The sequence below is a fragment of the Agrobacterium sp. H141 genome (genome assembly GCF_057158725.1).
Genome location: NZ_CM169893.1, coordinates 3,375,446 through 3,402,029, shown reverse-complemented (window position 1 = coordinate 3,402,029; position 26,584 = coordinate 3,375,446). Strand labels below are relative to the sequence as shown.

At 59.6% G+C, this 26,584-nt stretch carries 23 protein-coding genes; 12 read left to right on the top strand and 11 right to left on the bottom strand.

The features are described from left to right. Positions 1–19: 19 nt before the first annotated feature. Positions 20–505 carry a peroxiredoxin gene (locus ACWPM9_RS15970; protein ID WP_428185589.1) on the bottom strand — a complete coding sequence of 162 codons (486 nt, stop codon included), beginning with the start codon at positions 503–505 and terminating at the stop codon, positions 20–22. A gap of 64 nt (positions 506–569) precedes the next feature. Continuing rightward, positions 570–1,460 (bottom strand): protein-disulfide reductase DsbD domain-containing protein, encoded by an 891-nt coding sequence (locus tag ACWPM9_RS15965; protein ID WP_484755779.1) that lies wholly within the window; start codon positions 1,458–1,460, stop codon positions 570–572. A gap of 106 nt (positions 1,461–1,566) precedes the next feature. On the opposite strand from ACWPM9_RS15965, the gene ACWPM9_RS15960 reads away from it, so the two are divergent. Then, a complete protein-coding gene (locus tag ACWPM9_RS15960) occupies positions 1,567–2,172 on the top strand; it encodes a YqgE/AlgH family protein (protein ID WP_428185587.1) in 606 nt (201 codons plus the stop codon). 35 nt (positions 2,173–2,207) lie between these two features. On the opposite strand, the gene ACWPM9_RS15955 is transcribed toward ACWPM9_RS15960, so the two are convergent. The 4 genes from ACWPM9_RS15955 to thrC form a co-directional block, all read right to left on the bottom strand. After that, positions 2,208–5,120, bottom strand: a complete 2,913-nt coding sequence (locus ACWPM9_RS15955) for an EAL domain-containing protein (protein ID WP_484755778.1) — start codon at positions 5,118–5,120, stop codon at positions 2,208–2,210. Then, positions 5,117–5,731 (bottom strand): GNAT family N-acetyltransferase, encoded by a 615-nt coding sequence (locus ACWPM9_RS15950; RefSeq protein WP_428185585.1) that lies wholly within the window; start codon positions 5,729–5,731, stop codon positions 5,117–5,119. Before ACWPM9_RS15950 ends, ACWPM9_RS15955 begins: the two co-directional genes overlap by 4 nt. Before the next feature lie 68 nt (positions 5,732–5,799). Further along, entirely contained in the window at positions 5,800–7,095 is a 1,296-nt protein-coding gene (locus ACWPM9_RS15945; protein ID WP_428185584.1) for a M16 family metallopeptidase, read from the bottom strand. A 22-nt stretch (positions 7,096–7,117) separates the two neighbouring features. After that, positions 7,118–8,512, bottom strand: a complete 1,395-nt coding sequence (gene thrC / locus ACWPM9_RS15940) for a threonine synthase (RefSeq protein ID WP_484755777.1) — start codon at positions 8,510–8,512, stop codon at positions 7,118–7,120. A 237-nt stretch (positions 8,513–8,749) separates the two neighbouring features. Between thrC and ACWPM9_RS15935 the strand changes: the two genes are divergently transcribed. Next, positions 8,750–9,289, top strand: coding sequence for a hypothetical protein (locus tag ACWPM9_RS15935; RefSeq protein WP_428185582.1), 540 nt, complete (start codon positions 8,750–8,752; stop codon positions 9,287–9,289). A gap of 19 nt (positions 9,290–9,308) precedes the next feature. On the opposite strand, the gene ACWPM9_RS15930 is transcribed toward ACWPM9_RS15935, so the two are convergent. Continuing rightward, positions 9,309–9,998, bottom strand: a complete 690-nt coding sequence (locus ACWPM9_RS15930) for an HAD family hydrolase (RefSeq protein ID WP_428185581.1) — start codon at positions 9,996–9,998, stop codon at positions 9,309–9,311. A 189-nt stretch (positions 9,999–10,187) separates the two neighbouring features. Between ACWPM9_RS15930 and ACWPM9_RS15925 the strand changes: the two genes are divergently transcribed. The 5 genes from ACWPM9_RS15925 to ACWPM9_RS15905 all read left to right on the top strand — a co-directional run bounded on the left by ACWPM9_RS15925 (position 10,188) and on the right by ACWPM9_RS15905 (position 14,698). Then, on the top strand, positions 10,188–10,517 hold the full coding sequence (locus tag ACWPM9_RS15925; protein WP_484755776.1) for an NIPSNAP family protein: 330 nt from the start codon (positions 10,188–10,190) through the stop codon (positions 10,515–10,517). Further along, positions 10,514–10,861 carry an antibiotic biosynthesis monooxygenase family protein gene (locus ACWPM9_RS15920; RefSeq protein WP_484755775.1) on the top strand — a complete coding sequence of 116 codons (348 nt, stop codon included), beginning with the start codon at positions 10,514–10,516 and terminating at the stop codon, positions 10,859–10,861. The genes ACWPM9_RS15925 and ACWPM9_RS15920 overlap by 4 nt, the downstream gene beginning before the upstream one ends. 114 nt (positions 10,862–10,975) lie before the next feature. Then, positions 10,976–11,329 (top strand): MmcQ/YjbR family DNA-binding protein, encoded by a 354-nt coding sequence (locus tag ACWPM9_RS15915; RefSeq protein WP_484755774.1) that lies wholly within the window; start codon positions 10,976–10,978, stop codon positions 11,327–11,329. Between the two features lie 148 nt (positions 11,330–11,477). Next, on the top strand, positions 11,478–12,608 hold the full coding sequence (locus ACWPM9_RS15910; protein WP_428185577.1) for a site-specific DNA-methyltransferase: 1,131 nt from the start codon (positions 11,478–11,480) through the stop codon (positions 12,606–12,608). 227 nt (positions 12,609–12,835) lie between these two features. Further along, complete coding sequence (locus tag ACWPM9_RS15905; RefSeq protein ID WP_484755773.1) at positions 12,836–14,698, top strand: O-linked N-acetylglucosamine transferase, SPINDLY family protein; 1,863 nt, start codon at positions 12,836–12,838, stop codon at positions 14,696–14,698. A gap of 29 nt (positions 14,699–14,727) precedes the next feature. Here ACWPM9_RS15905 and ACWPM9_RS15900 read toward each other — a convergent pair whose 3' ends face one another. Together ACWPM9_RS15900 and mutY are read right to left on the bottom strand one after the other, a co-directional pair. After that, entirely contained in the window at positions 14,728–15,342 is a 615-nt protein-coding gene (locus ACWPM9_RS15900; RefSeq protein WP_428185575.1) for an HAD family hydrolase, read from the bottom strand. A gap of 3 nt (positions 15,343–15,345) precedes the next feature. After that, a complete protein-coding gene (mutY, locus tag ACWPM9_RS15895; protein WP_484755772.1) occupies positions 15,346–16,443 on the bottom strand; it encodes an A/G-specific adenine glycosylase in 1,098 nt (365 codons plus the stop codon). A gap of 92 nt (positions 16,444–16,535) precedes the next feature. Between mutY and ACWPM9_RS15890 the strand changes: the two genes are divergently transcribed. The 3 genes from ACWPM9_RS15890 (at position 16,536) to smc (ending at position 21,576) form a co-directional block, all read left to right on the top strand. Then, a complete protein-coding gene (locus ACWPM9_RS15890; RefSeq protein WP_428185573.1) occupies positions 16,536–17,036 on the top strand; it encodes a DUF721 domain-containing protein in 501 nt (166 codons plus the stop codon). Positions 17,037–17,184: 148 nt separating this feature from the next. Continuing rightward, a complete protein-coding gene (locus ACWPM9_RS15885) occupies positions 17,185–17,937 on the top strand; it encodes a DsbA family protein (protein WP_484755771.1) in 753 nt (250 codons plus the stop codon). 171 nt (positions 17,938–18,108) lie between these two features. After that, complete coding sequence (gene smc, locus ACWPM9_RS15880; protein ID WP_484755770.1) at positions 18,109–21,576, top strand: chromosome segregation protein SMC; 3,468 nt, start codon at positions 18,109–18,111, stop codon at positions 21,574–21,576. 9 nt (positions 21,577–21,585) lie between these two features. On the opposite strand, the gene ACWPM9_RS15875 is transcribed toward smc, so the two are convergent. Next, on the bottom strand, positions 21,586–22,491 hold the full coding sequence (locus ACWPM9_RS15875; protein WP_484755769.1) for a GGDEF domain-containing protein: 906 nt from the start codon (positions 22,489–22,491) through the stop codon (positions 21,586–21,588). A 185-nt stretch (positions 22,492–22,676) separates the two neighbouring features. On the opposite strand from ACWPM9_RS15875, the gene ACWPM9_RS15870 reads away from it, so the two are divergent. Both ACWPM9_RS15870 and ppdK read left to right on the top strand, forming a co-directional pair. Then, positions 22,677–23,090: an Ivy family c-type lysozyme inhibitor gene (locus ACWPM9_RS15870; protein WP_428185569.1), complete on the top strand. Its 414-nt coding sequence runs from the start codon at positions 22,677–22,679 to the stop codon at positions 23,088–23,090. 155 nt (positions 23,091–23,245) lie between these two features. Next, positions 23,246–25,936: a pyruvate, phosphate dikinase gene (ppdK, locus tag ACWPM9_RS15865; protein WP_428185568.1), complete on the top strand. Its 2,691-nt coding sequence runs from the start codon at positions 23,246–23,248 to the stop codon at positions 25,934–25,936. Here the strand turns inward: ppdK and ACWPM9_RS15860 are convergent. Beyond that, complete coding sequence (locus tag ACWPM9_RS15860; RefSeq protein WP_484755768.1) at positions 25,926–26,567, bottom strand: glutathione S-transferase family protein; 642 nt, start codon at positions 26,565–26,567, stop codon at positions 25,926–25,928. The two genes, ppdK and ACWPM9_RS15860, sit on opposite strands and share 11 nt — an antisense overlap. Between the last annotated feature and the right edge of the window lie 17 nt (positions 26,568–26,584).

Here is a 26,584-nt window from a genome sequence, read left to right as displayed (position 1 = left end):
AGACTGAATTTGTCTGAGATCAGAGCTGGCCCAGCATCGTCGACGCGCCTGAAGTCACGGCCTGACCGGGGCTCTCTTCGATATTGAGCTGCTCGACCACGCCATCCTTCACCAGCATCGAATAGCGCTTTGAACGGTGGCCGAGGCCACCGGCGGACAAATCCATATCAAGACCGGTCGCCTTGGCAAAATCGCCATTTCCGTCGGCCAGGAAGCGGATCTTGCCGGCAGCGCCCGTGTGCTGGCCCCAGGCGCCCATCACATGGGCGTCGTTGACCGATACGACGGCGATGTCGTCGACGCCGCGCGACAGGAAGGCATCGCGGTTTTCCAGATAGCCGGGCAGGTGATTATTGGTGCAGGTTGGCGTAAACGCTCCGGGCACGGCAAACAGCACGACTGTCTTGCCCTTGAAGAAATCCTCGGTCGTCACGTCGACGATGCCGTCGGCTGTCTTTTCCTTGAAGCTTGTTGCGGGCAGCCGGTCGCCGATTGCAATCGCCATGATGTCCTCCGAATGGGTTGGCTAAGGGCCTTATGGCCGCATGCAGAGGCAATATAGGGTGCCGCTATTCGAAGGCAAGCGCGCTTTCCATCGCCCGTGCGCCATCGACAACCAGAACCGACCACGTCTTGCCGGAGGGATCGTAATGCTCAGGCAGACGCGCGACCGGCATCTCGACAGACAGCGTGCCAGGTGCGCTTTCAACGACGGTGTAGTCGAGAAACAGCGTACCTTCCGGACCGGTCACAAACAGCTGCGGGTTTTCATCTGTCTTCGGCACAGCAAGATCGAGATGCAGCGTGCTGTGGTCGTCATTGAGAGAAAATCCGGTGACGGAAAAGTCCCGCGACGGTGGCTCAGGCAGCGCTGCCTTGGCCTCGGCCAGGATCAGGCCATCTCCCATATCGGTCTGCGGGCTGACATCGACGGTAAAATGCGCCTGAAAGGGAATGCAGATATTCTTGCAAATGCCGATAAAGGCGGAAGCCTCAAGCCTTCCGCCGGCAGCGACGGGACCGGAAAAGACCAGCGGAAACGTTACCTTCTGCTCATAGCCAACATCGCGCACGGGACCATTGTCGATGCGCACTGGGACCGGATAGGAAATGCTCTCGAGTTTGAAGTCGCTTCCCGGCATGACGCCCACCTGTGGCGGGATGCCGCTATCGCCCGGCTCGCGCCAGTAGGTGATCCAGCCGGCATTTGGCTCGATCTGCAATGCACCCTCATAGGTCCCTTTGTCGTCCCCTGGCATGAGGATCAACCGCATGCGCCCACCATCATTGATCGCCCATTCGGACTGTGCCGAAAGGGCAGACGTGGCCAAACCCAGGCCGATTAGCAGTGCTGCGGCAAGGGCGATGAAAGGGTGGGGGAACTGGACGCGCGTGCTCATTGCCGAAAGCTTTAGTCCGATTAGCGCCGGCAGGCCAGTCACGCTTTTTTTGCTTTCCATCATTTTCGGTTGATTGATCCTTGATGTTGCCCCATCCTTGCCACTCCACCGATCTAATATGTTTGCTGACTTGGACAGCGGTGACGCCATAGACACGGGAGGCAGCATGGCTTTTTCGGACCTCAAGAGTGATCGCGAACGTGGCTTTCTCGACGGCCAGTTCCTGATTGCCATGCCCGGCATGGCAGATGGGAACTTCTCCAGAAGCGTCGTCTATATCTGCGCCCACTCGCCAGCGGGTGCCATGGGCTTTATCATCAATCGCGCTCAACCGGTCAGCTTTCCGGATGTCCTCTCCCATCTCGAAATTCTGCCGCAGGATGAACTGATCATGCTGCCCGATACCGCGCGGCAATTCCCCGTGCAATGCGGAGGCCCGGTGGAAAGCGGTCGCGGTTTCGTGCTGCACTCCGACGATTACCTAAGCGGTTCCAGCATCCCGGTGACGGATGATATCTCGCTGACCGCGACCTTGGATGTGGTCAGAGCCATTTCCGGCGGCCACGGTCCGCGCCGCGCCACCATGCTGCTGGGTTATGCCGGTTGGGGGCCGGGGCAACTGGATGACGAAGTCGCCAATAATGGCTGGCTCAACTGCCCGCCGACCGAAGATCTGATTTTCGATACGGCGCTCGACACCAAATATGAGCGCGCATTGGCCCTGATGGGTGTCAGCCCTGCAATGCTGTCAGCCGAGGCCGGCCACGCCTGAGCAAATCATCCTGTCAACGGTAGGGATGACGCGCCTCAGGCTTTCTGCTTTTCGGCCTGCCGCTCCTTGAGCAGTCGCAGGACCGAATCGGAACCGATGGGTGCGCCGAACAGATAACTCTGGCCGAAACGGCAGCCCATCTTGGCCAAGGTTTCCGCATCCTCGTCGGTCTCGATGCCTTCAGCCACGACATCCATATCCAGATCCCGCGCCATGCCTATGATCGATTTCAAAAGCACGTTCTTCTTCGGGCTGTGGTCGCAGACCAGCGCCTTGTCGAGCTTGATCGTGTCGAAGGGAAAGCGTGTCAGATAGGCAAGCGAGGAAAAGCCGGTCCCGAAGTCATCGAGTGCAAGGCTGATGCCAGTGCTCTTCAGCTTGTCGAGAACCAGTCGGGCCTGTTCGGGGTTCTGCATCACAACCGATTCGGTCAGTTCCAGCTTGATCCGCTTTGGCTCACATTCGGTCCGCGACAGGATCGAACGCACATCGTTGTAGAGATCGTTGCTGAGCAACTGTGCGCTGGAAAGATTGACCGAGACAAACAGTGGCAGAGTGCCGTTCTGCTTTTCCCACTGCATCAGATCCGTGGTCGTGCGCTCAAGTGCAAAAATGCCAAGCGGCTCGATCAGATCCGACATTTCCGCAATCGGAATGAATTCGGAGGGCGGAATGCTGCCGCGCTTCGGATGGTCCCACCGCATCAAGGCTTCAAAGCCGGCGAGCTCGCCATCTTCCAGATGGATGATCGGTTGATAGACCATCGACATTTCGCGACGTTCGATGGCGCGGCGCAGATCGGTTTCCAGCTGCAGCCGGTCAGTGCCGGCGGTACGGAAGGCAGGTCGGAACGGTTCGACGCGATTGCCGCCCACACGCTTGGCGCGGTACATGGCAAGCTCGGCATCATTCATCAGGCTGGTGGCACTTTCCTGCTGGTCGACCCAGGAGACAAGCCCGATGGACGCCGTCAGCACGATCTCGCGATTGGCAAAATTGATCGGCACCATGATCGCCTTGGAAACGGCATCGGCAAAATCCGCCACCTTGGAGGGATCGCGTTCCGAAACAAGGATCAGACCGAACTGGTCGCCGGAAAGCCTCGCCAGCGTGTCCTGCGGCTTCAACAGACGGCGCAGACGGCGCGTGAGCGCAATCAGGATATTGTCGCCGGCGGCAATGCCAAGCGAATCATTGACCTGCTTGTAGCGGTCGATATCGATCGCCATCACCGTCGGGCGAAAGCCCTCATTGCTTGGCGCAAGCGTCAGCATCGATTGCAGGCGGTCGAGGAACACTTCGCGGTTCGGCAATCCCGTCAGGTTATCGTGCATCGCGTCCTGAAGAAGGCGATCGATCGAATTCTTCTGCTCGGTTGTGTCGATGATCGTGCCGACACAGCGGATCACTTCGCCATTCGATCCGAGAACCGGACGTGCGCGGATTTTCAGCCAGTGAAAATGGCCGTCTTCCGCGCGGATGCGGAATTCGTGGCTAAGACGGCCCTTGCGATGCTCCAGCAGCACGTCGAGCGTGGCGCGGAACCGGTCACGGTCATCGGGATGAAGCCGCGGCAACCAGTTGCGCGCGGCGCCATGCATGGTGCCGGGCGACAGGCCGAGCGGTACCGAAATGTCGGGGCTGGTGACAACCCGGTCGCGCGCCACATCCCAGTCCCAGACGGTATCGCCGGACCCGGTCAGCGCCAGAGACTGACGCTCCAGATCGGAAAACAGCCCCTGTTGATAGGCCCCGCCGGCAAAGGCGTGCTGCATCACGGTAAACCCGATCAGAAGGACGATCAGGACCAGTCCGCCACCCAGAGCCGGCTGTACGATGTCGTTGTCGAGCCGGCCCGTCACGGTCAGCCAGCCACCGAACAGCCACACCAGGATCAGCGCCCAGGTCGGCACCAGAAGGATGGCGCGGTCATAGCGGTTGAAGCCGAGATAGAAGATGAGCCCAATGCCAGCGGTGGCCGTCAGAGCGAAGGAAAGCCGCGCAATGCCCGAGGCAATGGACGGATCGTAGATCGCTACGCCGAACAGAAGCCCAAGCCCCAGCACCCAGGCAAATGTGGCATAGCCCAGATTGACGTGCCAGCGGTTGAGATTGAGATAGGTAAACAGGAAGATCACAAGGCTGGAGGCCAGCGCCACTTCCGCCCCCGCTCGCCAGATCTGCTGATCCGCCATGGAGACGTTGACGAGTTTGCCGAGAAAGCCAAAGTCGACGCAAATATAGGCAAGAACCGCCCAGGCCAGGGCCGCTGCAGCTGGCAGCATGGATGTGCCCTTGACCACGAACAGGATGGTCAGAAACACGGCCAATAGACCGGCAATGCCAAGCACGATACCGCGATAGAGCGTAAATGCGTTGACGGTGTCCTTGTAGGCATTGGGCTCCCACAGATTGATCTGCGGCAGGCTCGGTCCCTCAAGCTCGGCCACGAAGGTCACCACCGAACCAGGGTTCAGGGTAATGCGAAACACATCCGCCTCGTCGCTCGGTAAGCGGTCGAGCGCGAAGCCTTCGGACGGGGTAATCGATATGATCCGTTGCGAGCCGAGATCGGGCCAGAACATCTTGGAATTGGCGAGACGGAAATGCGGCGCGACAATCACGCGCTCCAGCTGTTCTTCCGAAACGTTTGCAAGCGCAAACACAGCCCAGTCGCCCTGGTGATTGTTGGATGTCGCGCGCACCTCGATCCGTCGACGGATGCCGTCGGCACCGGCGGCGGTGGACACCTGGAAAGCCTCGCCCTGATTCGTATAGATCTCGGTGGTCGGCGTCAGGTCCAGCGCCATGTCGTCGCGCGCGATCTTCACCGGCTCCAGCGCGAGGGCAGGCGACAGCGCAAGAGCAAGCCATGCGATCATCATTGCGGCAAGTGTCGTCGCCACCCGGCCGAGCGGTATCGCGTGCTGTGTCAGTGGATTGCTCATTCCGTCGGAAATTTCCCGTTGCCCTCGGCGTCACTGGACAACCGCGAAAAGATCGCATGGTCGCGCCACTGCCCGTTGATTTTCAGATAGTCCCGCAAGATGCCTTCTCGCTGAAACCCGGACTTTTGCAGAAGCCGGATGCTTTTTTCATTGTCCGGAATACAGGCTGCTTCAATCCGGTGCAACTCAAGCTCCCGGAAGATGTAGGGTATTGCGATTCCAAGTGCGGCAAACATATGGCCGCGACCCGAATGTCGCTCCCCCATCCAGTAGCCGATCATGCAGGTTCGGGCCGCACCCCTGCGGATCAGACCGATGGTGAGCCCGCCCAGAAGGACGTTGTCGGATTGCCGGAAGAGAAAAAGAGGAACGGCGCTGCCGGAGGAAAATTCCTGTTCATTACGCAGAACCCGCGCCCGGAAAGAGCGCTCGAACAGGTCGTCCGCACGCCATGCCGGCTCCCAGGGTTGCAGGAAGGACTGGCTTTCGCGCCGCAGTGACTGCCATTGGCGGAAATCGGAATGCCGGGGCAGGCGCAGATGGATGGTGCCATCGCAAAGGTCCGGGAGCTCCGGCTGCCGCGACAGAAACCGAAATACCGATCGTACCATGCCCAAACCCCAGCGCTTCGGGCCTGATGTCTCGCCCGCAGCCAGATCCTAAGTGTCGGTGGCCGGCCTTAGCCGGCAGCCGCCTTTGCCTTGTGCGGCTCAGACAGCGAGCCGACAATGTCGTCCAATGATGCAAGCTTATCCAGCGGTCCGATCGCCGAAAGCGTCGGCACCGTGTCGAAGAACAACCGTCCGGCAAGATCTGTCAAACGCTCGGTGGTGATGCCTTCAAGCCGGTCCATCATCTCCTGATTGGAGATTGGACGACCGTAGAGCATCATTTGCCGGGCAATCTGGCCAGCCCGTGCCGCCGGGCTTTCCTGGCCCATCAGCAACTGTGCACGGATCTGTGCACGCGAACGCTCGATTTCCTGCTGGTCGATCGATTGCGATGCCTTGCGCAGTTCCTCGATGATGACGGGCATCAGTTCCGGCAGGTTTTCGCCGCCGGTGGCTGCATGAACGCCGAAAATGCCGGTATCCGAGAAGCCCCAATGGAAAGCGTAGACCGAATAACAGAGGCCGCGGAACTCACGCACTTCCTGGAAGAGCCGCGACGACATACCGCCACCGAGGATGTTGGCCAGGATCTGCGAGGCGTAGAAATCGCGAACGTGATAGGCCTTGCCCTCGAAACCGAGCAGCACCTGCGCGTCCATGAGGTCGCGCGCCTGACGGGTCTCACCGCCGGTATAGCGTGCCGGTTCATTGACCGGTGAAACTTCCGGCTTGGTCGGGATCGAGGCAAAGCGCTGCTCGACCTGCTTGACGAACTTGTCGTGATCGACAGCGCCGGCCGCGACAACGAACATGCGGTCCGTGGTGTAATTGCGCGCAAGATAGGCGCGGATATCGTCGCTGGTGAAGCCCTTCACGGTGTCCGGCGTACCGAGGATCGGCCGACCGAGCGTCTGCCCGCGATAGGCGACCTCGGAAAAGCTGTCGAAGACCACGTCATCGGGAATATCGTTGGCGGCACCGATTTCCTGCAGGATAACGTGTTTCTCGCGCTGAAGTTCGTCAGCCTCGAAAACCGAATCGGTGAGGATGTCGGCCAGGATATCGACAGCCAGCGGCGTGTCGTTCTTCAACACGCGGGCGTAATAGGCGGTGGTCTCTGTCGAGGTTGCCGCGTTCAGTTCGCCGCCGACATTCTCGATTTCCTCGGCAATCTGCCGGGCACCGCGAGTGCGGGTGCCTTTGAACGCCATATGTTCGAGGAGGTGGGCGATGCCGTGTTCGTTTTCGGTTTCGTCGCGTGAACCGGATTTGATCCAGGTACCGAGAGCAACGCTTTCGAGGTGGGGCATGCTTTCGGTTACGACCGTCAACCCGGACGCAAGCCGGGTACTCTGCACATTCATGTTCCGTCTTTCTGCGTTTCTTTTACCGGGTGCGTACGTTGTCGCCGACAAAGCTTTCGACGGCTTTAAGGTCTGCATCCAGAATTGTGAAACGCTCCTCCCTGTCCATCAGGTCAGCAAGCCACGCCGGCAGGGCCGGGTCAATACCGCTTGCAGCTTTTACTGCCGCGGGGAATTTCGCCGGATGGGCCGTGGCCAGCACGATCATGGGAGTATTGGCCTTTTCGTGCTTCTTGGCAACATGGACACCGACAGCTGTATGCGGGTCGAGCAGATAGCCGGTCTCGGCAAGCGTGTCCTTGATGGTCAGCGCCACGTCCTTTTCCGAGGTCTTGCCGGCGCGGAAAGCCTTGCGGATCACCTTCAAGGCCTCTGGCTTGATTTCGAAGCCGCCGGACTGTTTCAGGCTGGTCATCGCGGCGCGAACTTCTTCCGGCTTACGGTCATTGGCTTCGAACAGAAGACGTTCGAAATTTGACGAAATCTGGATATCCATGGAGGGCGAGGTGGTCGCCTTGACGCCCTTCATCTCGTAGCGACCGGTGCGCATGGTGCGGGCGAGAATGTCGTTTTCGTTGGTCGCAATCACCAGCCTGTCGATCGGCAGTCCCATTTTCTTGGCGACATAACCAGCAAAGATATCGCCGAAATTGCCGGTCGGCACCGTGAACGACACCTTGCGGTCCGGGCTTCCAAGCGAAAGCGCCGACGTGAAGTAATAGACCACCTGCGCCATGATACGCGCCCAGTTGATCGAATTGACCCCGGAAATGCGATATTTGTCGCGGAAGGTGCCGTCGTTGAACATGTCTTTGACGAGGTTCTGGCAATCGTCGAAATTGCCCTTCACCGCGATGGCGTGAACATTCTTCTCGGTTGAACCTGTCATCTGCCGCTGCTGCACAGGCGAGACTTTTTCATGCGGGAAAAGAATGAAAATATCGGTGCGTTCGCGTCCGGCAAAGGCGTCGATGGCGGCGCCGCCCGTATCGCCCGAGGTGGCGCCGACGATCGTTGCGTGCTCATTGCGCTCGGCCAGAACATGATCCATCAGCCGCGCCAGAAGCTGCATGGCCACATCCTTGAACGCCAGCGTGGTGCCGTGGAACAGTTCGAGCACGAAGGAGTTGGCACCCGTCTGCACCAGCGGCACGACGGCTGGATGGCGGAAGGTTGCATAGGCCTCGTTGATCATCGAGCGGAAAGCGTCCTTCTCGATTTCCCCGCCGGTAAAGGGGTAAAGCACTTCGAAGGCGACTTCCTGATAGGTCATGCCGCGCATGGCGCGAATGTCTTTCTTGGAAAGCTCTGGCCATGTCTTTGGAAGGTAAAGACCTCCGTCGCGTGCGAGCCCGGTCAACAGGGCGTCGCGGAAGCCGAGGCTGGGTGCCTCGCCGCGGGTGGAGATGTATTCCATGGCAATGATCCTCGCTCGTAACGGCGGCCCGCCGTCAATCCCTCGATTGGCAAATGAGTGGCAAAGTCGATCCTGGGCGAAGACTGGGACGGGAGTTTGAAAACTGTACCAAAAACGCCCACGAACAGATCGATTTTTTGCCGCGCCGCTGGTATAGACCAATGCCAAGGCCAATGAAAAGGCCTGAGAGCGAAGGATTTGGCCGCATTCGACGGCCTGGAATGCAGAAGGTTGAGTATGGTGTTTCTGAACGTCTCTCGCGGCGTGGCCGCGGCATCGCTGCTGGTAGCCCTTGCTGGCTGCAACACCGACAGCACATTGGATCCCAAGGCCGCCCAGCGGGCAGCTGACGTCGCGGTGGTGCAGACCACATGCCCGGGGATTTCGCTTCGCGATGGAACGGCCTCCTACCGGACCTATGCCAGTGGCGGCAAGGATGACCCGGAAAAGGTGATCTATCAGGCCTCGCTTGCCGACACCACGCGTGCCTGCACCAAGAATGACGCGACGCTCACCATCACCGCCATGGTCCAGGGCCGCATCATCGCCGGCCCCATGGGCAAGGCCGGCAATATCGTCATGCCGATCCGGGTGTCTGTGGTCGATGGCGACAATGTGCTGTATTCAGAACTGACGAAATACGAACAAACGCTGGCCGATCCGGCTGTCGCGACGCAGTTCGTCTTCACCAAGGACGTCAATATTCCGGTTCAGGGTGATCTGAGCGGTCTTGCCCGTGTTTATATCGGCTTCGACGAAGGCAAGTCGAAACAGTAAGCCGGCCGGGGTGGCGCGATCAGATCGCGCCTTCCCATTCTGCCATGGCGGCAATCACCGCCGGCAGGTCCTTCATCCGCGAAATTACCGTTTCCGCACCGGCATCGGTCAGTTTGTCGGCATGCGAGGGATAGGTGTGTGAGGCGCCGGTAAAGCCAATCACGCGCATGCCGGCAGCGCGCGCTGCGTGGATACCATGGACGGAATCCTCAACCACCACGACTTTTGACGGGGACACGTTGAATTTTTCCGCGCCATGCAGAAAAATATCCGGCTTGGGCTTCACCCGGTCTGCGCCCAGATCCTTGGCGGAATAGACATGGTCGCCAAACGCCGCTTTGAGACCAACCTTGGTCAGCATCATGTCGAGACGGCTGGAGCCGGAATTCGAGCAGATGCAGCGCGGGCCTTCGAGCCGTGACAGTGCGTAGAGAACACCCTCGATGATCTTCACCTCGCGCGCCAGTCGCTGATCGAGAAGCTTCTCCGATTTGTCCAGCAGGCTGGCAGACAGCGGAATGTCGATTTCCTTTTCGATCGTCAGAAGAATGTTCTTCCAGGTCATGCCGGCAAAGCGCTCGCCCATTTCTTCCACCGAGATCGGATAGCCGGCATCGTTGAGCAGTCCGGATTCGACCTTGGCTGCAATGATTTCAGAATCGACGAGCACGCCGTCGCAATCGAAAATGGTAAGGTCGAAACCGCTCATGATGATGTCCGTATCTTGGGGTCTGGGAAGGCGGCTTTCCCTACACGATGTCAGGCGAAAGAACAACAAGTGCGCCTGGACAAGACAACATCGCCTCTCGCCATCACCGTCAGACACTTCGGCGGTTACCGAAGCTTCACCGGCAGGTGCCATGCGAAGACAGGGGCAGAAACCATAAAGGAGCCTGCCATGTTGACCTGCATCATCCGCTACGAGATCGATCCTTTTTCCCGCGATCAGTTCGCAACCTACGCCCGCAACTGGGGCGAAGCGATCCCGCGTTGCGGTGCTGATCTGGTCGGCTATTTCGGCCCGCATGAGGGCTCAACCACCACCGCCTACGGCATCTATCACATCGAAAACCTGGCCGCTTACGAGGCCTATCGGACAAGGCTCGCCGCAGATCCGCTCGGCCAGGAAAACTATGCGTTCTCTCGCCGCGAGCGCTTTATCCTCAAAGAGGATAGACTGTTTTTGAAATGCGTTTCCAAGCCCCATGGAGAGTTGCAAAAGCCATGATCGCAGTGATCTTCGAAGTGACGCCGGCAGAGGGCCGGATGGACGCCTATCTCGACATAGCCGCCGGGCTGAAGCGCCAACTGGAAACCATTGACGGCTTTATCTCGGTCGAGCGGTTCCAGAGCCTGAGCCAGCCTGAAAAACTGCTCTCGCTCTCCTTCTTCCGCGATGAAGAGGCGGTAAAGGCCTGGCGCAACACGCAGGAGCACCGCCTTGCCCAATCCGCTGGCAGGGGTGGCGTGTTTTCCGATTACAGGCTGCGTGTCGCCCATGTGCTGAGGGATTATGGATTGGATGAAAGGATGGAAGCGCCAGCCGACAGTCTGGCGCGTCACGGAGTGTGATGCCCTCAACGAGTGGCTGCCGGAGGGGGATAGTTCCGTGGTTTGGCGCCGGCACGTTTCCCGCTTCGACAGGTGCCGAAAATCTGCCATTATCCAGGCGAGGGGGCTTCGGTCATGCTGACACTCGATATGTTGCGCGACATCGTGCTGGCTTTGCCAGACGTCGTCGAAACGAAATCCTGGGACGCTGTGTCCTTCAAGGTCAACAACAAAGCGATCCTGTTCTGGAACCCCACCCATGATTGCCCCGTCTTCAAGGTGCCGTTCGAGGAGCGTGATTTCCTCATCGAGGTAGATCCGGACACGTTCTTCACCACGGACCATCACCGGCCATGGCCGCTGATCCTGGCTCGACCGGAAAAGGTCGATATCGATTGGGTGCGCGCGACGGTAGAGCGCACCTGGCGCAAGCAGGCCAGGAAGGCGACGGTCAGGGCTTATGATACTGTGGCGAACAGAGATCCCTGAACACGGCCATATTCCATCGCCATGTGCCGATTGCAGACATTTTTCTCGACTATTTCGCCAATGACTCTCCATCCTTCAGGGTTTGGTAACCAAGTTCGGTAACCATAACAGCCATCAAGTATCGCGTCCGTGTAAGAGTGAGTATCCGATGGCCTCTGTCTCCCCGATCGCCGAACTGCGTCGTTCGAGTGCACCGTCCTCCTTTATCGACACCATCATCAAGGGTGATTGCGTCGCAGCGCTGGAAGCACTTCCCGCCAATTCCGTGGACGTCATCTTTGCCGATCCACCCTATAACCTTCAGCTGGGCGGTTCGCTGACCCGTCCCGACCAGAGCCATGTCGACGCCGTCGACGATGACTGGGACCAGTTCGCATCCTTTCAGGCCTATGACGCCTTCACCCGCGCCTGGCTTCTCGCTTGCCGCCGCGTGCTCAAGCCAACCGGCACCATCTGGGTGATCGGCTCCTATCACAACATTTTCCGCGTTGGTGCCACGCTGCAGGACCTCAATTTCTGGATCCTCAACGATGTCATCTGGCGCAAGACCAATCCCATGCCGAATTTCAAGGGCCGCCGGTTCCAGAACGCCCATGAAACCATGATCTGGGCCTCTCCCGATCCGAAGACCAAGGGCTATACCTTCAATTACGATGCCATGAAGGCCTCCAATGACGACGTGCAGATGCGCTCCGACTGGCTGTTTCCGATCTGCAATGGCGGCGAACGCCTGAAGGGCGACGATGGCAAGAAGGTTCATCCGACCCAGAAGCCGGAAGCACTGCTGGCCCGTGTCATCATGGCCTCCACCAAGCCCGGCGATCTGATCCTCGATCCCTTCTTCGGTTCGGGCACAACCGGTGCCGTTGCCAAACGCCTCGGTCGCCATTTCGTCGGCATCGAGCGCGAGCAGGATTACATCGATGCGGCTCAGGCCCGCATTGAAGCAGTCGAGCCTCTCGGCAAGGCCGAGTTGACCGTGCTGACCGGCAAGAAGTCCGAGCCGCGCGTTGCCTTCAACACGCTGATCGAAAGCGGTCTGGTGAAGCCCGGTCAGGTTCTGACCGATGCCAAGCGCCGTTACAGCGCCATCATCCGCGCCGACGGTACGATCGCGTCTGGTGGCGATGCCGGCTCCATCCACCGGCTGGGTGCCAAGGTGCAGGGTTTCGATGCCTGCAACGGCTGGACATTCTGGCACTATGAGGACGGCGACGCTCTGCGTCCCATCGACGATCTGAGGTCAGTCATCCGCAGTGAACTGGCAAAGCTGGGATAGGATTGTCCATCATTTGATGGACGGTCCTGACGATCCACCCTTCTTTGCCCGTCTGCCCATCCTTCCTGCGGTTTTAGTACCTTCAGTCCCGCAGGAAGAAATAGACGCCCGGTCCTCGGTTACGAGGTCCGGGCGTCATGTATTCAAGCCAATTCATATAGGAAGACTGGCCAGCCTCGAGCAAGCTGACGCACCTAAATCTCCACCTCAAATTTGGGGTGCGAAATTTGACGGCTCTGTTGGACAAGGCAAAGCAGGCGTTTAACCGGGGCGATCATGCGGTCGCGCTCAAGGCGTTGGCGCGCCTGATGGAACGCGAAAAGCGCAATGCCGATGCCCGCATCCTCACAGCCATGGTGCACGAGAAACTGGGCGACCGCGCTGCGGCCGGACTTTATCTCGCCGGCGCCATCGATCTCGCAAGCGCCCGTCGCCGCGATGTCGCCTTTCGCGCTGCCTCGCATTTTCTGGCCGTCAACGACAACCAGTCGGCCCTTGCTGCGCTGTTGAAATTGCATGCCCATATGGCCAGCGACAGCGACGTCAATCACTCGATCTGCAGTCTTTACCGCGAAGCCGGGCGCTATGCCGAGGCCTTGCCCTTTGCCCGGCATCTGGCTGATCATGGCAGCAGTGCCGGCAATTTCCTCAATGCCGGCATCGTCCTCTCAGGACTTGGCCACTATGAGGAAGCCTATCCGGCACTTTTGAAAGCCTATGCTGCCAATCCCACCGAGCGGCTGGCTTTGAGCGAATTGTTCTGGTGCGCTGCCAATCTTTGCGATTTTTCGCTCTCAGCGACGCTTCAGTCCGAGCTGGAAGCGGCCTATGCCCGCGAGGGCGACCAGGCCGACATCCGCGAAAATGCCTTTCGTGCGCTCACATGGTCCGGCGATGAAGCCTATCACGCACTGTGCGCCCGCCGCACGGCGCAGGTTCTGTTGCCTCAACTGTCACCGCACCGTCCGCAGCCACGCAAGCGCACCCCCGAAGAACCGCTTCGCATCGGCTATGTCTCGGCGGATTTTTGTGAGCACGCAACCATGGCGCTGTTTGCAGGCGTTCTGGAAGCCCATGATCGCGACCGCTTCCAGATCTACGGTATCTGCCACACGCCGCAACAGGCGCGAACCGGCAATCATCGCGCACGGTTTCTCGCAAGTGTCGACCACTATATCGATATTCTGGACCTCGACGATCAGGCCGCAGCCGAGTTAATTCGCACCCTCGAACTCGATATCCTGGTCGATCTGAAGGGCTTCACCCAATCGAGCCGCCTTGGCATTTTCAGCCGTCGTCCCGCACCCGTTGCCATAACCTATCTCGGCTTTCCCGGCAGCGTGCCCGGTGCCGGCATCGACTATGCGCTGACCGATGCCGTGGTCACACCTGCCGCAAGCGAGCTGCATTACGAAGAAAGACTGCTGCGGCTTGATCCCTGCTATCAGTCGAACGACGATCGCCGTCCTCCGGTCGCGCGAACCGGCAACCGCGCGGCACACGGTCTGCCAAAGGATGCGATTGTCTTCTGTTCCTTCAATCAAACGCAGAAAATTCGTGGGCCGGTCTTTGCCGCCTGGATGCAGATTTTATCTGCCGTCGATGGATCGGTATTGTGGTTGCTCGACCATCAGGGCCTTGCCCGCACCAATCTGGAAAAGGCGGCAAGTGATGCAGGTGTCGATCCGAACCGTCTGATCTTCGCACCCAAAATGCCGATGACCGATCATCTGGCCCGCCTCGCCGAGGCGGATATCGCCCTCGATACCGCCCCCTATAACGGCCACACCACCACATCCGACGCCCTTTGGTGCGGCGTGCCAGTGCTCACATGGCATGGCTCAAGCTTTGCCAGCCGCGTCTCGGAAAGCCTGCTGCGTGCGGTCGGCCTGCCGGAACTGGTGGCAACAGATATTCAAGAATTCGTCCGCCTGGCGGTCGAACTGGCGCAGGATAAGGACCGCCATATCCGCCTGCGCCAGACCCTTTTGGAGGCGCGTAAATCCGCAGCCCTCTTCGATACCAAAGCGCTCACACGTCAGATCGAAGCGCATTATGAGGCGGTGACACGCGAACCCGCCGGCGCCTGAGCGTCAACGGGTTCGTTTCCGATCCGATTTCAGACGTCCACCCCATGGGCGGCGAGATCGGAGCGCAGCTTGTCAGCCCCGGTAAAATGCACTGCGTACCATCCGGCAGCCTTGGCACCCTCTACATTGGCGAGCGAATCGTCGATGAAAATGCTCCTGGACGGATCAAGGCCGAAGCTCTTGGCATGGGTCTCGTAGATGGCGATATCCGGCTTGATCAGCCCGACCTCGGCAGAAACCGTGACGCCGCGCGGGCGGTCGAGGAAGGGAAACATACCGCGGGCCTCACGAAACGTGTCGGCGGCGAAATTGGTGAGCATCGTCACATCGCGTCCGTCTTCGATCAGGCCAAGCATGATCGCGACACTGTCTTCATAGGCATGCGGCACCATTTCGCGCCAGTACTGCCGAAAGGCACGAATTTGCTCGGCGCGCTCGGGATGGTCGGCAATCAGCAGCGCTTCCGCTTCGGCCCAGTCACGACCGCGGTCCTGTTCGACATTCCATTCATGGGTGCAGACATTGTCGAAGAACCATTGCCGTTCGCTCTCATCGGGAATGATCCGGGAAAAGGGCAGGTTGGGATCGTAATGGATCAGAACCTTGCCGATGTCGAAAACGATATGCTGAATGTCTGCGGCCATGAATCATTTGCTCCGTGTTGGAAATGCGTGCGGCATAGCCTGCATGATTATCTTTTTCATGACGGTGGGCAGCGCTTGCTGTTCAAGATTTGCAACCGGCTCCCACCAGCCGTTATCGGCGGGTGCTTTGTCAACGTCGGCGCAATAGACACTCAGCCGCAATTCGAAATGTGTGAAGATATGCGTGACCACCCCTTTGGCCTGCCAGTCGGCGGGGAAGGGGGCGTGCTCGATCCCGGTTCCGCCATCTTGCCGTGAAGTCCACTCGGTTGTCGGAACCTCGGTCATGCCTCCCAGAAGACCGCTTGCCACACGCCGTCTCAGCAAAACACGGTCCTCATGTAGCGCCACATAAGCAGCACCCAAGCGAACAGGCTTTTCCTTTTTGGCAGCCTTGACCGGAAAGCGCTCCGGATCATCCTTCAGAAGCGCCAGACAGTGGGCGTTGAAAGGACAAAGAGAACAGGCGGGTCTCTTCGGCGTACAGATCGTTGCTCCCAGATCCATCATCGCCTGGGCAAAATCGCCGGGCCTCGATGCCGGTGTCATGGTCGCAACATGTGCCTTCATCACCGGCTTGGAGCCTGGAAGCGGGGCGTCGATCGCGTGAAGCCTGGAAATCACCCGCTCGACATTGCCATCCATCACGGCCGCTTGGCGGTCAAAGGCGATGGCGGCGATGGCGGCTGAGGTATAGTCGCCGATCCCCGGAAGCGCTTTCAAGCCCTCTTCGCTATCGGGAAAGATCCCGCCATGCTCGGTCGCCACCACTTCCGCACATTTCTTCAGATTGCGCGCACGAGCGTAATAGCCAAGTCCCGCCCAGGCGGCCATGACGTCGTCCACCGGGGCGTCCGCCAGATCCTTGACCGTGGGCCAGCGACTGAGAAATATCTGGAAATAGCTTTTGACCGCCTGCACGGTGGTCTGCTGCAACATCACCTCGGAAAGCCAGATATGGTAGGGATCGGCCACCACGCCATGCTTGCGCATCGACGGCGATACCCGCCAGGGCAATTCCCGGTGGTGGCGGTCGTACCAGGCGAGAAGCGCCATGGCCTCGGCGTTTTCGGGGATATTGTGTGTCATCATTTGCCGCATATGGGGAAAGTGCCGTATATCTGGACAAATCAGTCGCTGTAATCAAGGCGAGAAGCGTAAGGCACATGCCGGTCCATGAAAAAACAACAGCCATGAAGAAACCACGCAGAGGCGCGTTCCAGATTGCCGAACTCGCCAACGGTATCATCGATCCCGTCCTCTCCCGCCGTGCAGGTATCACCACGGCGCTGCTTGGTTCGTGGGAAGATATTGCCGGCGAGAACTTTGCCGATTGCACCCGTCCGGAAAAGATCACCTGGCCGCGCCACAACGATTTCAACGAGGCTGGCGGTCACCGCCCCGGCGTGCTGGTGGTTGCCTGCGAGGGTGCCCGTGCCCTGTTCCTCAATCACGCGCAGGGCGAATTGATCGATCGTATCAACGGTTTTTTCGGCTATCCCGCCATTGCCCAGATCCGCATCGTGCAAAAGCCGGTATCGCAATCCTACAACCATCGCCGCAAATTGCGCCCGCTGGAGGGCGAAAGGGCAAGAAGGCTGGAAGCCATGCTGGACGGAATTGAAAGTGAAACGCTGAAATCGGCAATCCGAAAACTCGGGACCGGCGTGCTTTCTTCCGCCAAGCGTAAATAAGCGCGCGGTAACATGGAAGAAATTTAATGATTGCGACCTTTTCTTCTCACAATTCTTTGATGAAAGTGGCGACCAACCGCCTTGTTTGCGGCCAATGGCCGATATAACGAATTGGCAGACCCGAAATTCATAATTGCAGGATAGACCGATGGCTAATCTTGAACTCACCACCACCAGGCGCCTCCTTCTGGGCGGCATCGCCGTCGGTGCTCTTTCCGTAGGCCTTGCTTCTTGCAGCGACGAGAAGGCGCCCAATGCCCTTGCCAATGCATCAGATAGCGCCAAGGACGGTGTTGACCCGGTAACGACGGCTGCCACAAGCAGCACGGAAATTCCAAAATCCGACCGCGATGTCGATATGGCCGACGTGCTCAAGCCCGGCCCGCTGCCGGAAATGACCATGGGCGACGCAAATGCACCGGTAAAGATCGTCGAATACATGTCGATGACCTGCCCGCATTGCGCCCATTTCCATGAAACGACGCTTGAACCGATCAAGACCAAATACATCGACACCGGCAAGGTCTATTTCGTCATTCGCGAATTCCCCTTCGATCCTGCGGCAACCGCCGCCTTCATGCTCGCGCGCTGCGCGCCGGAAGGTCAGCAGCTTCCTTTCATCTCGATGTTCATGAAGCAGCAGCGCGCCTGGGCGGCTCCGTCCGACGGCGATGTGCGCGGTGCGATGCTGCAATTGTCGAAACTGGCAGGTTTTACACAGGAGAGCTTCGAAGCCTGCTTGACGAACCAGAAGCTAGCCGCTGATGTGACGGCTATCAGGGACCGCGGTGCGAAGGATTTCGGCGTGAATGCCACACCGACCTTCTTCATCAACGGCAAGACCTATTCTGGAGACATGTCGGTTGAATCCATGTCGGCGCTTATCGACAGCATGCTCTAACCAACGCTCCGTTGCGAGAACGGGCGGCGGGCGGACCCGTGCGCCCGTTTTTTTGTGTTTTTCCGCCCCCGCAATGGGGATGTATCGGAAGCCGCTGGACCGGCTTTCGCACGCCTCGTCTGAGCTCTTCAGCCTCCTTCTCACCGTCGCGGACAAGACGAGGTCGGTGTCATGAGGTTTACCAAGCTCAGGCTGCAGGGCTTCAAGTCTTTCGTCGAACCGTCCGAATTCATCATCGAACGCGGCCTGACCGGCGTTGTCGGGCCCAATGGCTGCGGCAAGTCCAATCTTGTCGAGGCCCTGCGCTGGGTGATGGGCGAGAATTCCTACAAGAACATGCGCGCGTCCGGCATGGACGACGTGATCTTTTCCGGGTCAGGCAACAGGCCCGCTCGCAATTCGGCGGAGGTCGGCCTTTATCTCGACAATTCCGACCGCACCGCACCAGCGGCCTTCAACGATCAGGATGAGATTCAGGTCACCCGCCGGATCGAGCGTGAGAATGGTTCGGTCTATCGCATCAATGGCAAGGAAGCCCGTGCCAAGGATGTGCAGCTTCTGTTTGCCGATGCCTCCACCGGTGCCCGTTCGCCTTCCATGGTGGGGCAGGGCCGGATCGGCGAACTCATTCAGGCAAAGCCTCAGGCCCGTCGGCAATTGCTGGAAGAGGCAGCCGGGATTTCCGGCCTGCATTCGCGTCGCCATGAGGCCGAGCTTCGTCTGCGTGCCGCCGAAACCAACCTCGAGCGGCTTGAAGACATCACTGTTCAGTTGGAAAGCCAGATCGAGAGCCTGAAACGTCAGGCCCGCCAGGCCAACCGCTTCAAGGCACTGTCTGCCGATATCCGTGCCCGCGAGGCCATGCTGTTGTATATCCGCTGGCTGCAGGCCAAGGACGCCGAGGCCGAGGCGGAAACCGCGCTCAATCAGGCAACCGCCATCGTTGCCGAAAAGGCGCAGATCCAGATGGAAGCCGCCAAGGCACAGGCCATCTCCAGCCTCAAGATGCCGGAATTGCGCGACGCCGAAGTGGCCGCTGCCGCAACCTTGCAGCGCCTTCAGATCGCCCGCTCGCAGCTGGACGAAGAGGCGAACCGTATCCTCAAACGTCGCGACGAACTGACCCGTCGGCTGGCCCAGCTGGATGAGGATATTCGGCGCGAGGAACGGCTGACCGCCGACAATACCGAGGTGCTCAACCGTCTTGCCGAGGAAGAGGCGGAACTGGAAGAGATCCTTTCCGATTCCGGGCGCCAGTCGGAAGAAACAAGGGCTGCTTTCGAAGCAGCCGCCGCCGATCTCGCAGAGGCGGAAAAACGCTTTTCAATTCTGACTGCAGAGCGTGCAGAAGCCTCTGCCGGGCGCAATGCGCTGGAACGGAGCATCCGTGATCTGGCCGAGCGCCGCCAGCGTCTCGAGCGTCAGGCAGAGGAGGCGGGCCGCGAGATCGATACGATCGCAGCGCGTATGGCCGAACTGCCCGACCCCTCGGAAAAGCAGGAACTGGTCGAGGCCGCCGAAGTCGCCATTGAGGATCTGGAAGTCCAGATGGCCGAGGCCGAGGAAGCGGTATCCGCCGCTCGCCGCGCCGAAGCCGATCTGCGCCAACCATTGGAAGTGGCACGCTCCAGGGTCAATGCACTGGAAACCGAAGCCCGCACGATCCAGAAAATGCTGGCAAGCGGTGCGACCTCGGGTGAGTTTTCACCGATCGCCGATGCGCTGACCGTCGACCGCGGCTTCGAGACGGCGCTGGGGGCGGCACTGGGCGACGATCTGGATTCCCCGCTGGACGAGCGCGCCCCCGCCCACTGGACCGAAACTAGTTCCGGCGATAGCGACCCGGGCTTGCCGGAGGGTGTTTCTCCGTTGATCGGCCATGTTCAGGCACCCGACGCGCTCCACCGCCGCCTGCGTCAGGTCGGGCTGGTCGATGCCGCCGAGGCTGCAACACTGATGAAACGGCTGCGGCCAGGCCAGCGGTTGGTGACGCGCGATGGCGCCGTCTATCGCTGGGACGGTCATGTGACGGGCTCGGAAGCCCCGAGTGCGGCAGCGCTGCGTCTGGCCCAGAAAAACCGTCTGGCCGAGCTTGAGGCTGAAAGCGAAGAAGCCCGCGACATGATGGCGGAGGCGGAGGATAACCTTGCAAGTGCCGGCGAGGGCATTCGCATTGCCGAAGCGCGTATGGCCGAGAGCCGCGAAGGCCAGCGCATCGCCATCCGCCAGTTGGCCGAAGCCCGCGAGGCATTGGCCGCTGCAGAGCGCGCATCCGGTGATCTGGTTCGCCGCCGCGATGTCATCAATGAAGCCCGAAACAGCCTGAGCGGCCAGCTGGAAGATCTCGCCATCAACGAGGAAGACGCCCGCATTGCCCTTGAGGATGCGCCCGATCTATCCGACCTGGACGAAAAATTGCGCGAGGAACAGGCCTCTGTTGCCACCCTTCGCGGTGTGCTGGCCGAAGCGCGGGCCGTGCATGAAAGCCTGAATCGCGAAAACGAACAGCGCCAGCGCCGCATTCTGTCGATCCGGCAGGAGCGCTCGACCTGGCAGGCACGCGCCGCCAGTGCCGAGGCCCAGATCGCAACCTTGAGAGAGCGCGATGCCGAGGCCCGCGACGAACTTGCCGAGCTGGAACTGGCACCTGACGAGTTCGACGACAAGCGCCGCATGCTGATGACCGAATTGCAAAAGGCCGAGGGCGAACGCAAGGCAGCCGCAGACCGCCTGGCCGAGGCCGAAACCCGCCAGCGTGAAGCCGATCACAAGGCGGCAACGGCTCTGTCGGAACTGGCCGAAAGTCGCGAGCGTCGTGGCCGCGCCGAGGAGCGGCTGGTATCGGCCCGCGATCGCCGCAAGGAAGGCGAGGCCCGCATTCAGGAAACGCTCAATGTTCAGGCGCATGAGGCCTTGCGTCTGACCGGGATGAAGGATGCCTCCGACATTGCCGACCTGCGCGATGTCGAACGCGATCTCGACCGGCTGCGCATGGAGCGCGAGCGTCTGGGCGCGGTCAATCTGCGCGCCGAAGAAGAACAGCAGGAATTGTCGGATCAACTGAGTGCCCTGATCAAGGAGCGCGACGATATCATCGATGCCATCCGCAAGCTGCGCGGCGCGATCCAGAACCTCAACAAGGAGGGCCGCGAACGGCTGCTGGCCGCCTTCGATGTCGTCAACGCCCAGTTCCAGCGCCTGTTTACTCATCTCTTCAACGGCGGGACCGCAGAGCTTCAGCTGATTGAAAGCGACGATCCGTTGGAAGCTGGCCTCGAAATCCTCGCCCGCCCGCCCGGCAAGAAGCCGCAGACCATGACACTGTTGTCCGGTGGCGAGCAGGCGCTGACAGCCATGGCGCTGATCTTTGCCGTGTTCCTCACCAATCCGGCCCCGATCTGTGTGCTGGACGAGGTGGACGCCCCTCTCGACGACCACAATGTGGAGCGCTACTGCAATCTGATGGACGAAATGGCGGCCTCGACCGAAACCCGCTTCGTCATCATTACCCACAACCCCATCACCATGGCGCGCATGAACCGCCTCTTCGGCGTAACCATGGCCGAGCAGGGTGTGTCGCAACTGGTGTCAGTCGATTTGCAGACAGCAGAGCAACTCCGCGAGCGCGATCTGGTGTGAAGCCTCAGCTCAGGCAGCCAGGCTCAACCGATCGCGACCACTGTGCTTGGAAGCGTAGAGCGCTGCATCGGCACGGGCAAAGACGGATTCGACTGTATCGCCCGCCATGATTTCTGAAATGCCGGCAGACGTGGTGTAGGTGAAGCTGGCATCTTGCGCCAGCGGGTGACTTTCCCGCACGGATTTCAGCACCCGGGAAATCATGCCGCTGCTTTGCTCCAGACTGGTGTCTGGCAAGATCAGCATGAACTCCTCTCCGCCCACGCGTCCGAAAATATCGGTTCGGCGGATATGCTGCTGCACCGTGCGGGCAAAATGCACGATCAGGGCGTCACCGGCCTGATGACCATAGTCATCGTTGACCTGCTTGAAATAGTCGATATCGAAGAGGCATACACAGCCGCCACCGGTTTGACCGCCACTATTTCCCGCCAGCACATTGTCGAGCTGTTCCATGATGTGGCGACGGTTGGATATACCGGTCAGATCATCGGTTTGCGAGGCGCGTCGGGCAAAGTCGCGGGTCTGGCGCAATTCCCGCTCATCCATGCGTAACTCAGTGATGTCGACGCCGGTCATCAACAGCCAGCCATCTTCCCGCAGGCTTTCGACCACCCAGATCCATCGGCCGTCAACCAGATCGACCTCAAAGCCGCGTTTTGTGGATTTTCCCCGGCGTGTAAATGCAGTTGCCAGCCAGGATTCAATATTGGGATCTTTGATCACGGGGCCGCGCTTTGCGGCGTGGTTTCGGCGCATGATATCCGCCCAGACGATGCTCTCTCCCTCGTCGACGAAGTAGGCATCCCGAAAGGCGGTATTGCAGTACTGCAGGCGATCGTCCGCGTCGAAGGCGGCCGTGATCACGCTGGCGCCGTCTTGCAGGTGCAACAGTTCGTCTGCGATGGACCGCATCCCGCCTTGGCTCCATGTGTCAATTCGAATGAACTTATAAGTATCCCACGCGAAGCTGAAAATTGCCTGAAGCAATTGCCTAAACTTTTCCCCATTGGCCGCCCGGATTTGATTTTATCGCTCACCTCGGACAAAACACTTATTATGGTCCGTCTCCGACGGTCGGAACTACACGGGTTTTAGCTATGCGTTTTCTAATTTTTATCGCAACAGTCGTTATTTTCGCGACATCTGCCCAGGCGCAGGACAATCTCTCCGGTCGGTTTTTATTCCGCGTCGTCGAGCAATCGGAAGTCTATGCCGATACGCTTTCGGCCCTGATCAAGGGTCGCGGCGATATTCCAAACTGGGTGCGCAACATGGTCTCGCGCGGCGGTTATGTCGCCATGGGGTCGAGCCGTGAAACCGTCGATGGCAAGCCGATGGAGCGCTTCATGGCGTGCCAGGCAGGCCATTGCCCGGATAGCCAGCTGCATGTGCTGTTTTCGGCTGACGGCAAGCACGCTGTCATGCGCGTCGTCGACAAGGACAAGGGTGAAGTTTTCCTCGGCGATCCGAGCGATGCTGAAAAGGCCGCGCTGATTGCACCCGATGACTGAAGCGGAGGCCTTTTCGCTGGTTTCGATGAAGGAGGCAAGGCGGCGCCGGAAACAGTCATGCTGCAGCGCAATAAAATCTTGGCTGTCACCGTTCCCAAGCCGTCACAATTCATATAAACATTAGGAAATAAAGGCATTTCGGGTGGAGCAAGGGAATGACGAAGTGGGTCTACACGTTCGGCGGCGGTAAAGCCGAAGGCCGGGCGGTTGATCGCGAATTTCTGGGGGGAAAGGGTGCCAATCTGGCGGAAATGGCGGCACTGGGTCTACCGGTTCCTCCCGGTTTGACCATCGTCACGGATGCATGCGCCTATTACTACAAGAATGATCGCGCATTGCCCGATGGCTTGAAGGCGCAGGTGCTGGAAGGCTTGAAGGGTATCGAGGCCGAGACCGGTCGCCGCTTCGGCCATGACAAAGATCCGCTGCTGCTCTCGGTTCGCTCCGGTGCCCGCTCCTCCATGCCCGGCATGATGGATACGGTCCTCAATCTCGGTCTCAACGATGAAACGGTGCAGGCGCTGGGTCATTCGTCTGGCGACGCCCGTTTTGCCTGGGATAGCTACCGCCGATTCATCCAGATGTATGGTGATGTGGTGATGGGCCTCGACCATGTCGTTTTCGAGGAAATTCTCGACCACGAAAAGGCCATGCTCGGTCACGATAGCGATACCGAGCTCACTGCCGTCGATTGGCAGCACGTGATCACGCTCTACAAGGAAGCGATTGAAGAGGGTCTGGGCGAAAGCTTTCCCCAGGACCCCTATGATCAGCTCTGGCGCGCCATCGCAGCCGTCTTTGCAAGCTGGATGAACCCGCGTGCCGCAACCTACCGGATATTGCACAAAATTCCCGGCGAATGGGGCACCGCCGTCAATGTCCAGGCCATGGTCTTCGGCAATCTCGGCTCGACTTCTGCGACGGGCGTTGCCTTTACCCGCAATCCTTCGACGGGCGAAAAATCGCTCTATGGCGAATTCCTGATCAATGCCCAGGGCGAGGATGTCGTGTCCGGCATCCGCACGCCGCAATCCTTGACGGAGGAGGGCAGGCTTTCGGCCGTGTCGGAAAAGCCATCGCTGGAAAAGGCCATGCCAGAGGCCTTTGCCGAATTCACCGGCATCTGCACCCGTCTGGAAAGCCATTACCGCGACATGCAGGATCTGGAATTTACCATAGAGCGCGGCAAGCTGTGGATGTTGCAGGCCCGCTCCGGAAAGCGCACCACCAAGGCTGCCATGAAGATTGCCGTCGACATGGTGGCTGAAGGCGTGATCACGGAAGATGAGGCGGTCGCGCGCATTGAGCCATCTTCGCTGGATCAGCTTCTCCATCCGACAATCGATCCACGCGTCGAGCGCCATGTGATTGGCTCCGGACTGCCGGCATCGCCAGGTGCTGCCACCGGCGAGATCGTCTTTACCGCGGAAGAAGCCGTTCTGGCCGAAGAAGAAGGCCGCAAATGCATTCTGGTGCGCGTCGAAACCTCGCCTGAGGATATTCATGGCATGCATGCCGCCGAAGGTATCCTCACCACCCGTGGCGGCATGACCAGCCATGCGGCTGTCGTCGCACGCGGTATGGGCATTCCCTGCGTGGCCGGCGCAGGGACCATGCGCGCCGATTTGCGCAACGAGGTGTTGATCGGCATAGGCGTGACGCTGAAAAAGGGCGATATCATCACCATCGATGGCTCGTCCGGTCAGGTGCTCAAGGGCCATGTGCCCATGCTCCAGCCGGAACTGTCGGGCGATTTCGCCAAGCTGATGGAATGGGCCGACAAGACACGCCGCATGACGGTGCGCACCAATGCCGATACGCCGGGCGATGCCCGGGCCGCGCGCTCTTTCGGAGCCGAAGGCATCGGCCTTTGCCGCACCGAACACATGTTCTTCGAGGGCGAGCGCATTCAGGTGATGCGCGAGATGATCCTGGCGGAAGACGAACGGGGCAGGCGTGCGGCCCTCGACAAGCTGCTCCCCATGCAGCGTTCGGATTTCACCGAACTCTTTTCCATCATGCATGGCCTGCCGGTCACGATCCGCCTGCTCGATCCGCCGCTCCATGAATTCCTGCCGAAAACGGACGCGGAAATCGAGGAAGTGGCAGCGGCCATGGGCATCGACGTTGCGTTCATGCGCCGCCGCATGGACGCGCTGCATGAGTTCAATCCCATGCTCGGGCATCGCGGCTGCCGACTGGCGATTTCCTATCCTGAAATCGCCGAAATGCAGGCCCGCGCTATTTTCCAGGCAGCGGTTGCTGCTGCCCGTGAGACCGGTGCGCCCGTGGTGCCGGAAGTCATGGTCCCACTGGTGGGACTGAAGTCGGAACTCGATTATGTGAAGACGGTGATCGACCGCATTGCAAACGAAGTCATGGACGAAGCCGGGCTCTCCATCTCCTATCTCGTCGGCACCATGATCGAATTGCCAAGAGCGGCCCTGCGCGCCCATGTGATTGCCGAAGCCGCCGAATTTTTCTCGTTCGGCACCAATGATCTGACCCAGACCACATTCGGTATTTCCAGAGACGACGCCTCTGCCTTCATCACCACCTATCAGAAAAAGGGGGTGATCGAGCATGATCCCTTCATCTCGCTCGATTTTGACGGTGTGGGTGAACTGATCCGGATCGCGGCCGAGCGTGGACGCCAGACACGGCCCGACATGAAGCTCGGCATCTGCGGAGAACATGGCGGCGACCCGGCCTCGATCCATTTCTGCGAGAGCGCCGGCCTCGATTATGTGTCCTGCTCCCCCTTCCGCGTGCCGATCGCCAGACTTGCTGCAGCGCAGGCAGCCATCGAGGCAAGGAAAGCGGGCGAAGGAGCGGTCAGACGGTAGGCGCGGTCCGCAGCATGGAGGGCCGGGCGGACATTTCCGTCCACCAGTCTTGCAGTGCCGGATAGTCGCCGATCAGCTTCTTGCCGTCCTTTGCCATCAGGAAATAGTCGAATATCGGCGCACAATAGAGATCGCCAAGCGACAGCGTGTCTCCCAGCAGCCAGGGGCCGTTTTGCTTGAAGCCTGAAAGCGCGCTCAACACCTGTCGCGATATCTCCAGCGATGCCGCAAACCTGGCCTCGTCCATCGGCTGACCATTGGTTGGCTTTTCGACCTGCTCGACAAATACACCCCAGACCATATGCATATAGGCATAGTTGTCGGCGATGCTGATGATCTGATTGCAGCGTGCCCGTGTCTCCGCGTCCTTCGGCTGCAACGCCTGCCCCTCGAAGGCCTCGTCTATATAGCGCGTAATCGCCCCGGTCTCATAAAGCCGGAAACCGCCATGGTCGAAGGCCGGGATGCGGGCGAAGGGATGGCGCGCGAGGTAATCTGCAGATGGCCCCCCTTCGGCAAAGATATCGACGGGCACGAGTTCGTAGTCTGCGCCCTTTTCCTCGAGCGCCAGCCGCGCAATGCGCACATAAACGCTATAGTCCGCGCCAAACAACCTGATATCCGTTCCCATGCTTTTGTCCTTGCGCC

What these genes read in the sequence shown, in the direction of transcription:
- ACWPM9_RS15955 (WP_484755778.1), bottom strand. Translation starts at nt 5,120, where the DNA reads ATGAGCAATCCACTGACACAGCACGCGATACCGCTCGGCCGGGTGGCG.
- smc (WP_484755770.1), top strand. Translation starts at nt 18,109, where the DNA reads ATGAGGTTTACCAAGCTCAGGCTGCAGGGCTTCAAGTCTTTCGTCGAA.
- ACWPM9_RS15870 (WP_428185569.1), top strand. Translation starts at nt 22,677, where the DNA reads ATGCGTTTTCTAATTTTTATCGCAACAGTCGTTATTTTCGCGACATCT.
- ACWPM9_RS15890 (WP_428185573.1), top strand. Translation starts at nt 16,536, where the DNA reads ATGAAGAAACCACGCAGAGGCGCGTTCCAGATTGCCGAACTCGCCAAC.
- ACWPM9_RS15875 (WP_484755769.1), bottom strand. Translation starts at nt 22,491, where the DNA reads ATGCGGTCCATCGCAGACGAACTGTTGCACCTGCAAGACGGCGCCAGC.
- ACWPM9_RS15930 (WP_428185581.1), bottom strand. Translation starts at nt 9,998, where the DNA reads ATGAGCGGTTTCGACCTTACCATTTTCGATTGCGACGGCGTGCTCGTC.
- ACWPM9_RS15900 (WP_428185575.1), bottom strand. Translation starts at nt 15,342, where the DNA reads ATGGCCGCAGACATTCAGCATATCGTTTTCGACATCGGCAAGGTTCTG.
- ACWPM9_RS15935 (WP_428185582.1), top strand. Translation starts at nt 8,750, where the DNA reads ATGGTGTTTCTGAACGTCTCTCGCGGCGTGGCCGCGGCATCGCTGCTG.
- ACWPM9_RS15920 (WP_484755775.1), top strand. Translation starts at nt 10,514, where the DNA reads ATGATCGCAGTGATCTTCGAAGTGACGCCGGCAGAGGGCCGGATGGAC.
- ACWPM9_RS15950 (WP_428185585.1), bottom strand. Translation starts at nt 5,731, where the DNA reads ATGGTACGATCGGTATTTCGGTTTCTGTCGCGGCAGCCGGAGCTCCCG.
- ACWPM9_RS15925 (WP_484755776.1), top strand. Translation starts at nt 10,188, where the DNA reads ATGTTGACCTGCATCATCCGCTACGAGATCGATCCTTTTTCCCGCGAT.
- thrC (WP_484755777.1), bottom strand. Translation starts at nt 8,512, where the DNA reads ATGGAATACATCTCCACCCGCGGCGAGGCACCCAGCCTCGGCTTCCGC.
- ACWPM9_RS15915 (WP_484755774.1), top strand. Translation starts at nt 10,976, where the DNA reads ATGCTGACACTCGATATGTTGCGCGACATCGTGCTGGCTTTGCCAGAC.
- ACWPM9_RS15860 (WP_484755768.1), bottom strand. Translation starts at nt 26,567, where the DNA reads ATGGGAACGGATATCAGGTTGTTTGGCGCGGACTATAGCGTTTATGTG.
- ACWPM9_RS15910 (WP_428185577.1), top strand. Translation starts at nt 11,478, where the DNA reads ATGGCCTCTGTCTCCCCGATCGCCGAACTGCGTCGTTCGAGTGCACCG.
- mutY (WP_484755772.1), bottom strand. Translation starts at nt 16,443, where the DNA reads ATGCGGCAAATGATGACACACAATATCCCCGAAAACGCCGAGGCCATG.
- ACWPM9_RS15885 (WP_484755771.1), top strand. Translation starts at nt 17,185, where the DNA reads ATGGCTAATCTTGAACTCACCACCACCAGGCGCCTCCTTCTGGGCGGC.
- ppdK (WP_428185568.1), top strand. Translation starts at nt 23,246, where the DNA reads ATGACGAAGTGGGTCTACACGTTCGGCGGCGGTAAAGCCGAAGGCCGG.
- ACWPM9_RS15960 (WP_428185587.1), top strand. Translation starts at nt 1,567, where the DNA reads ATGGCTTTTTCGGACCTCAAGAGTGATCGCGAACGTGGCTTTCTCGAC.
- ACWPM9_RS15945 (WP_428185584.1), bottom strand. Translation starts at nt 7,095, where the DNA reads ATGAATGTGCAGAGTACCCGGCTTGCGTCCGGGTTGACGGTCGTAACC.
- ACWPM9_RS15965 (WP_484755779.1), bottom strand. Translation starts at nt 1,460, where the DNA reads ATGGAAAGCAAAAAAAGCGTGACTGGCCTGCCGGCGCTAATCGGACTA.
- ACWPM9_RS15970 (WP_428185589.1), bottom strand. Translation starts at nt 505, where the DNA reads ATGGCGATTGCAATCGGCGACCGGCTGCCCGCAACAAGCTTCAAGGAA.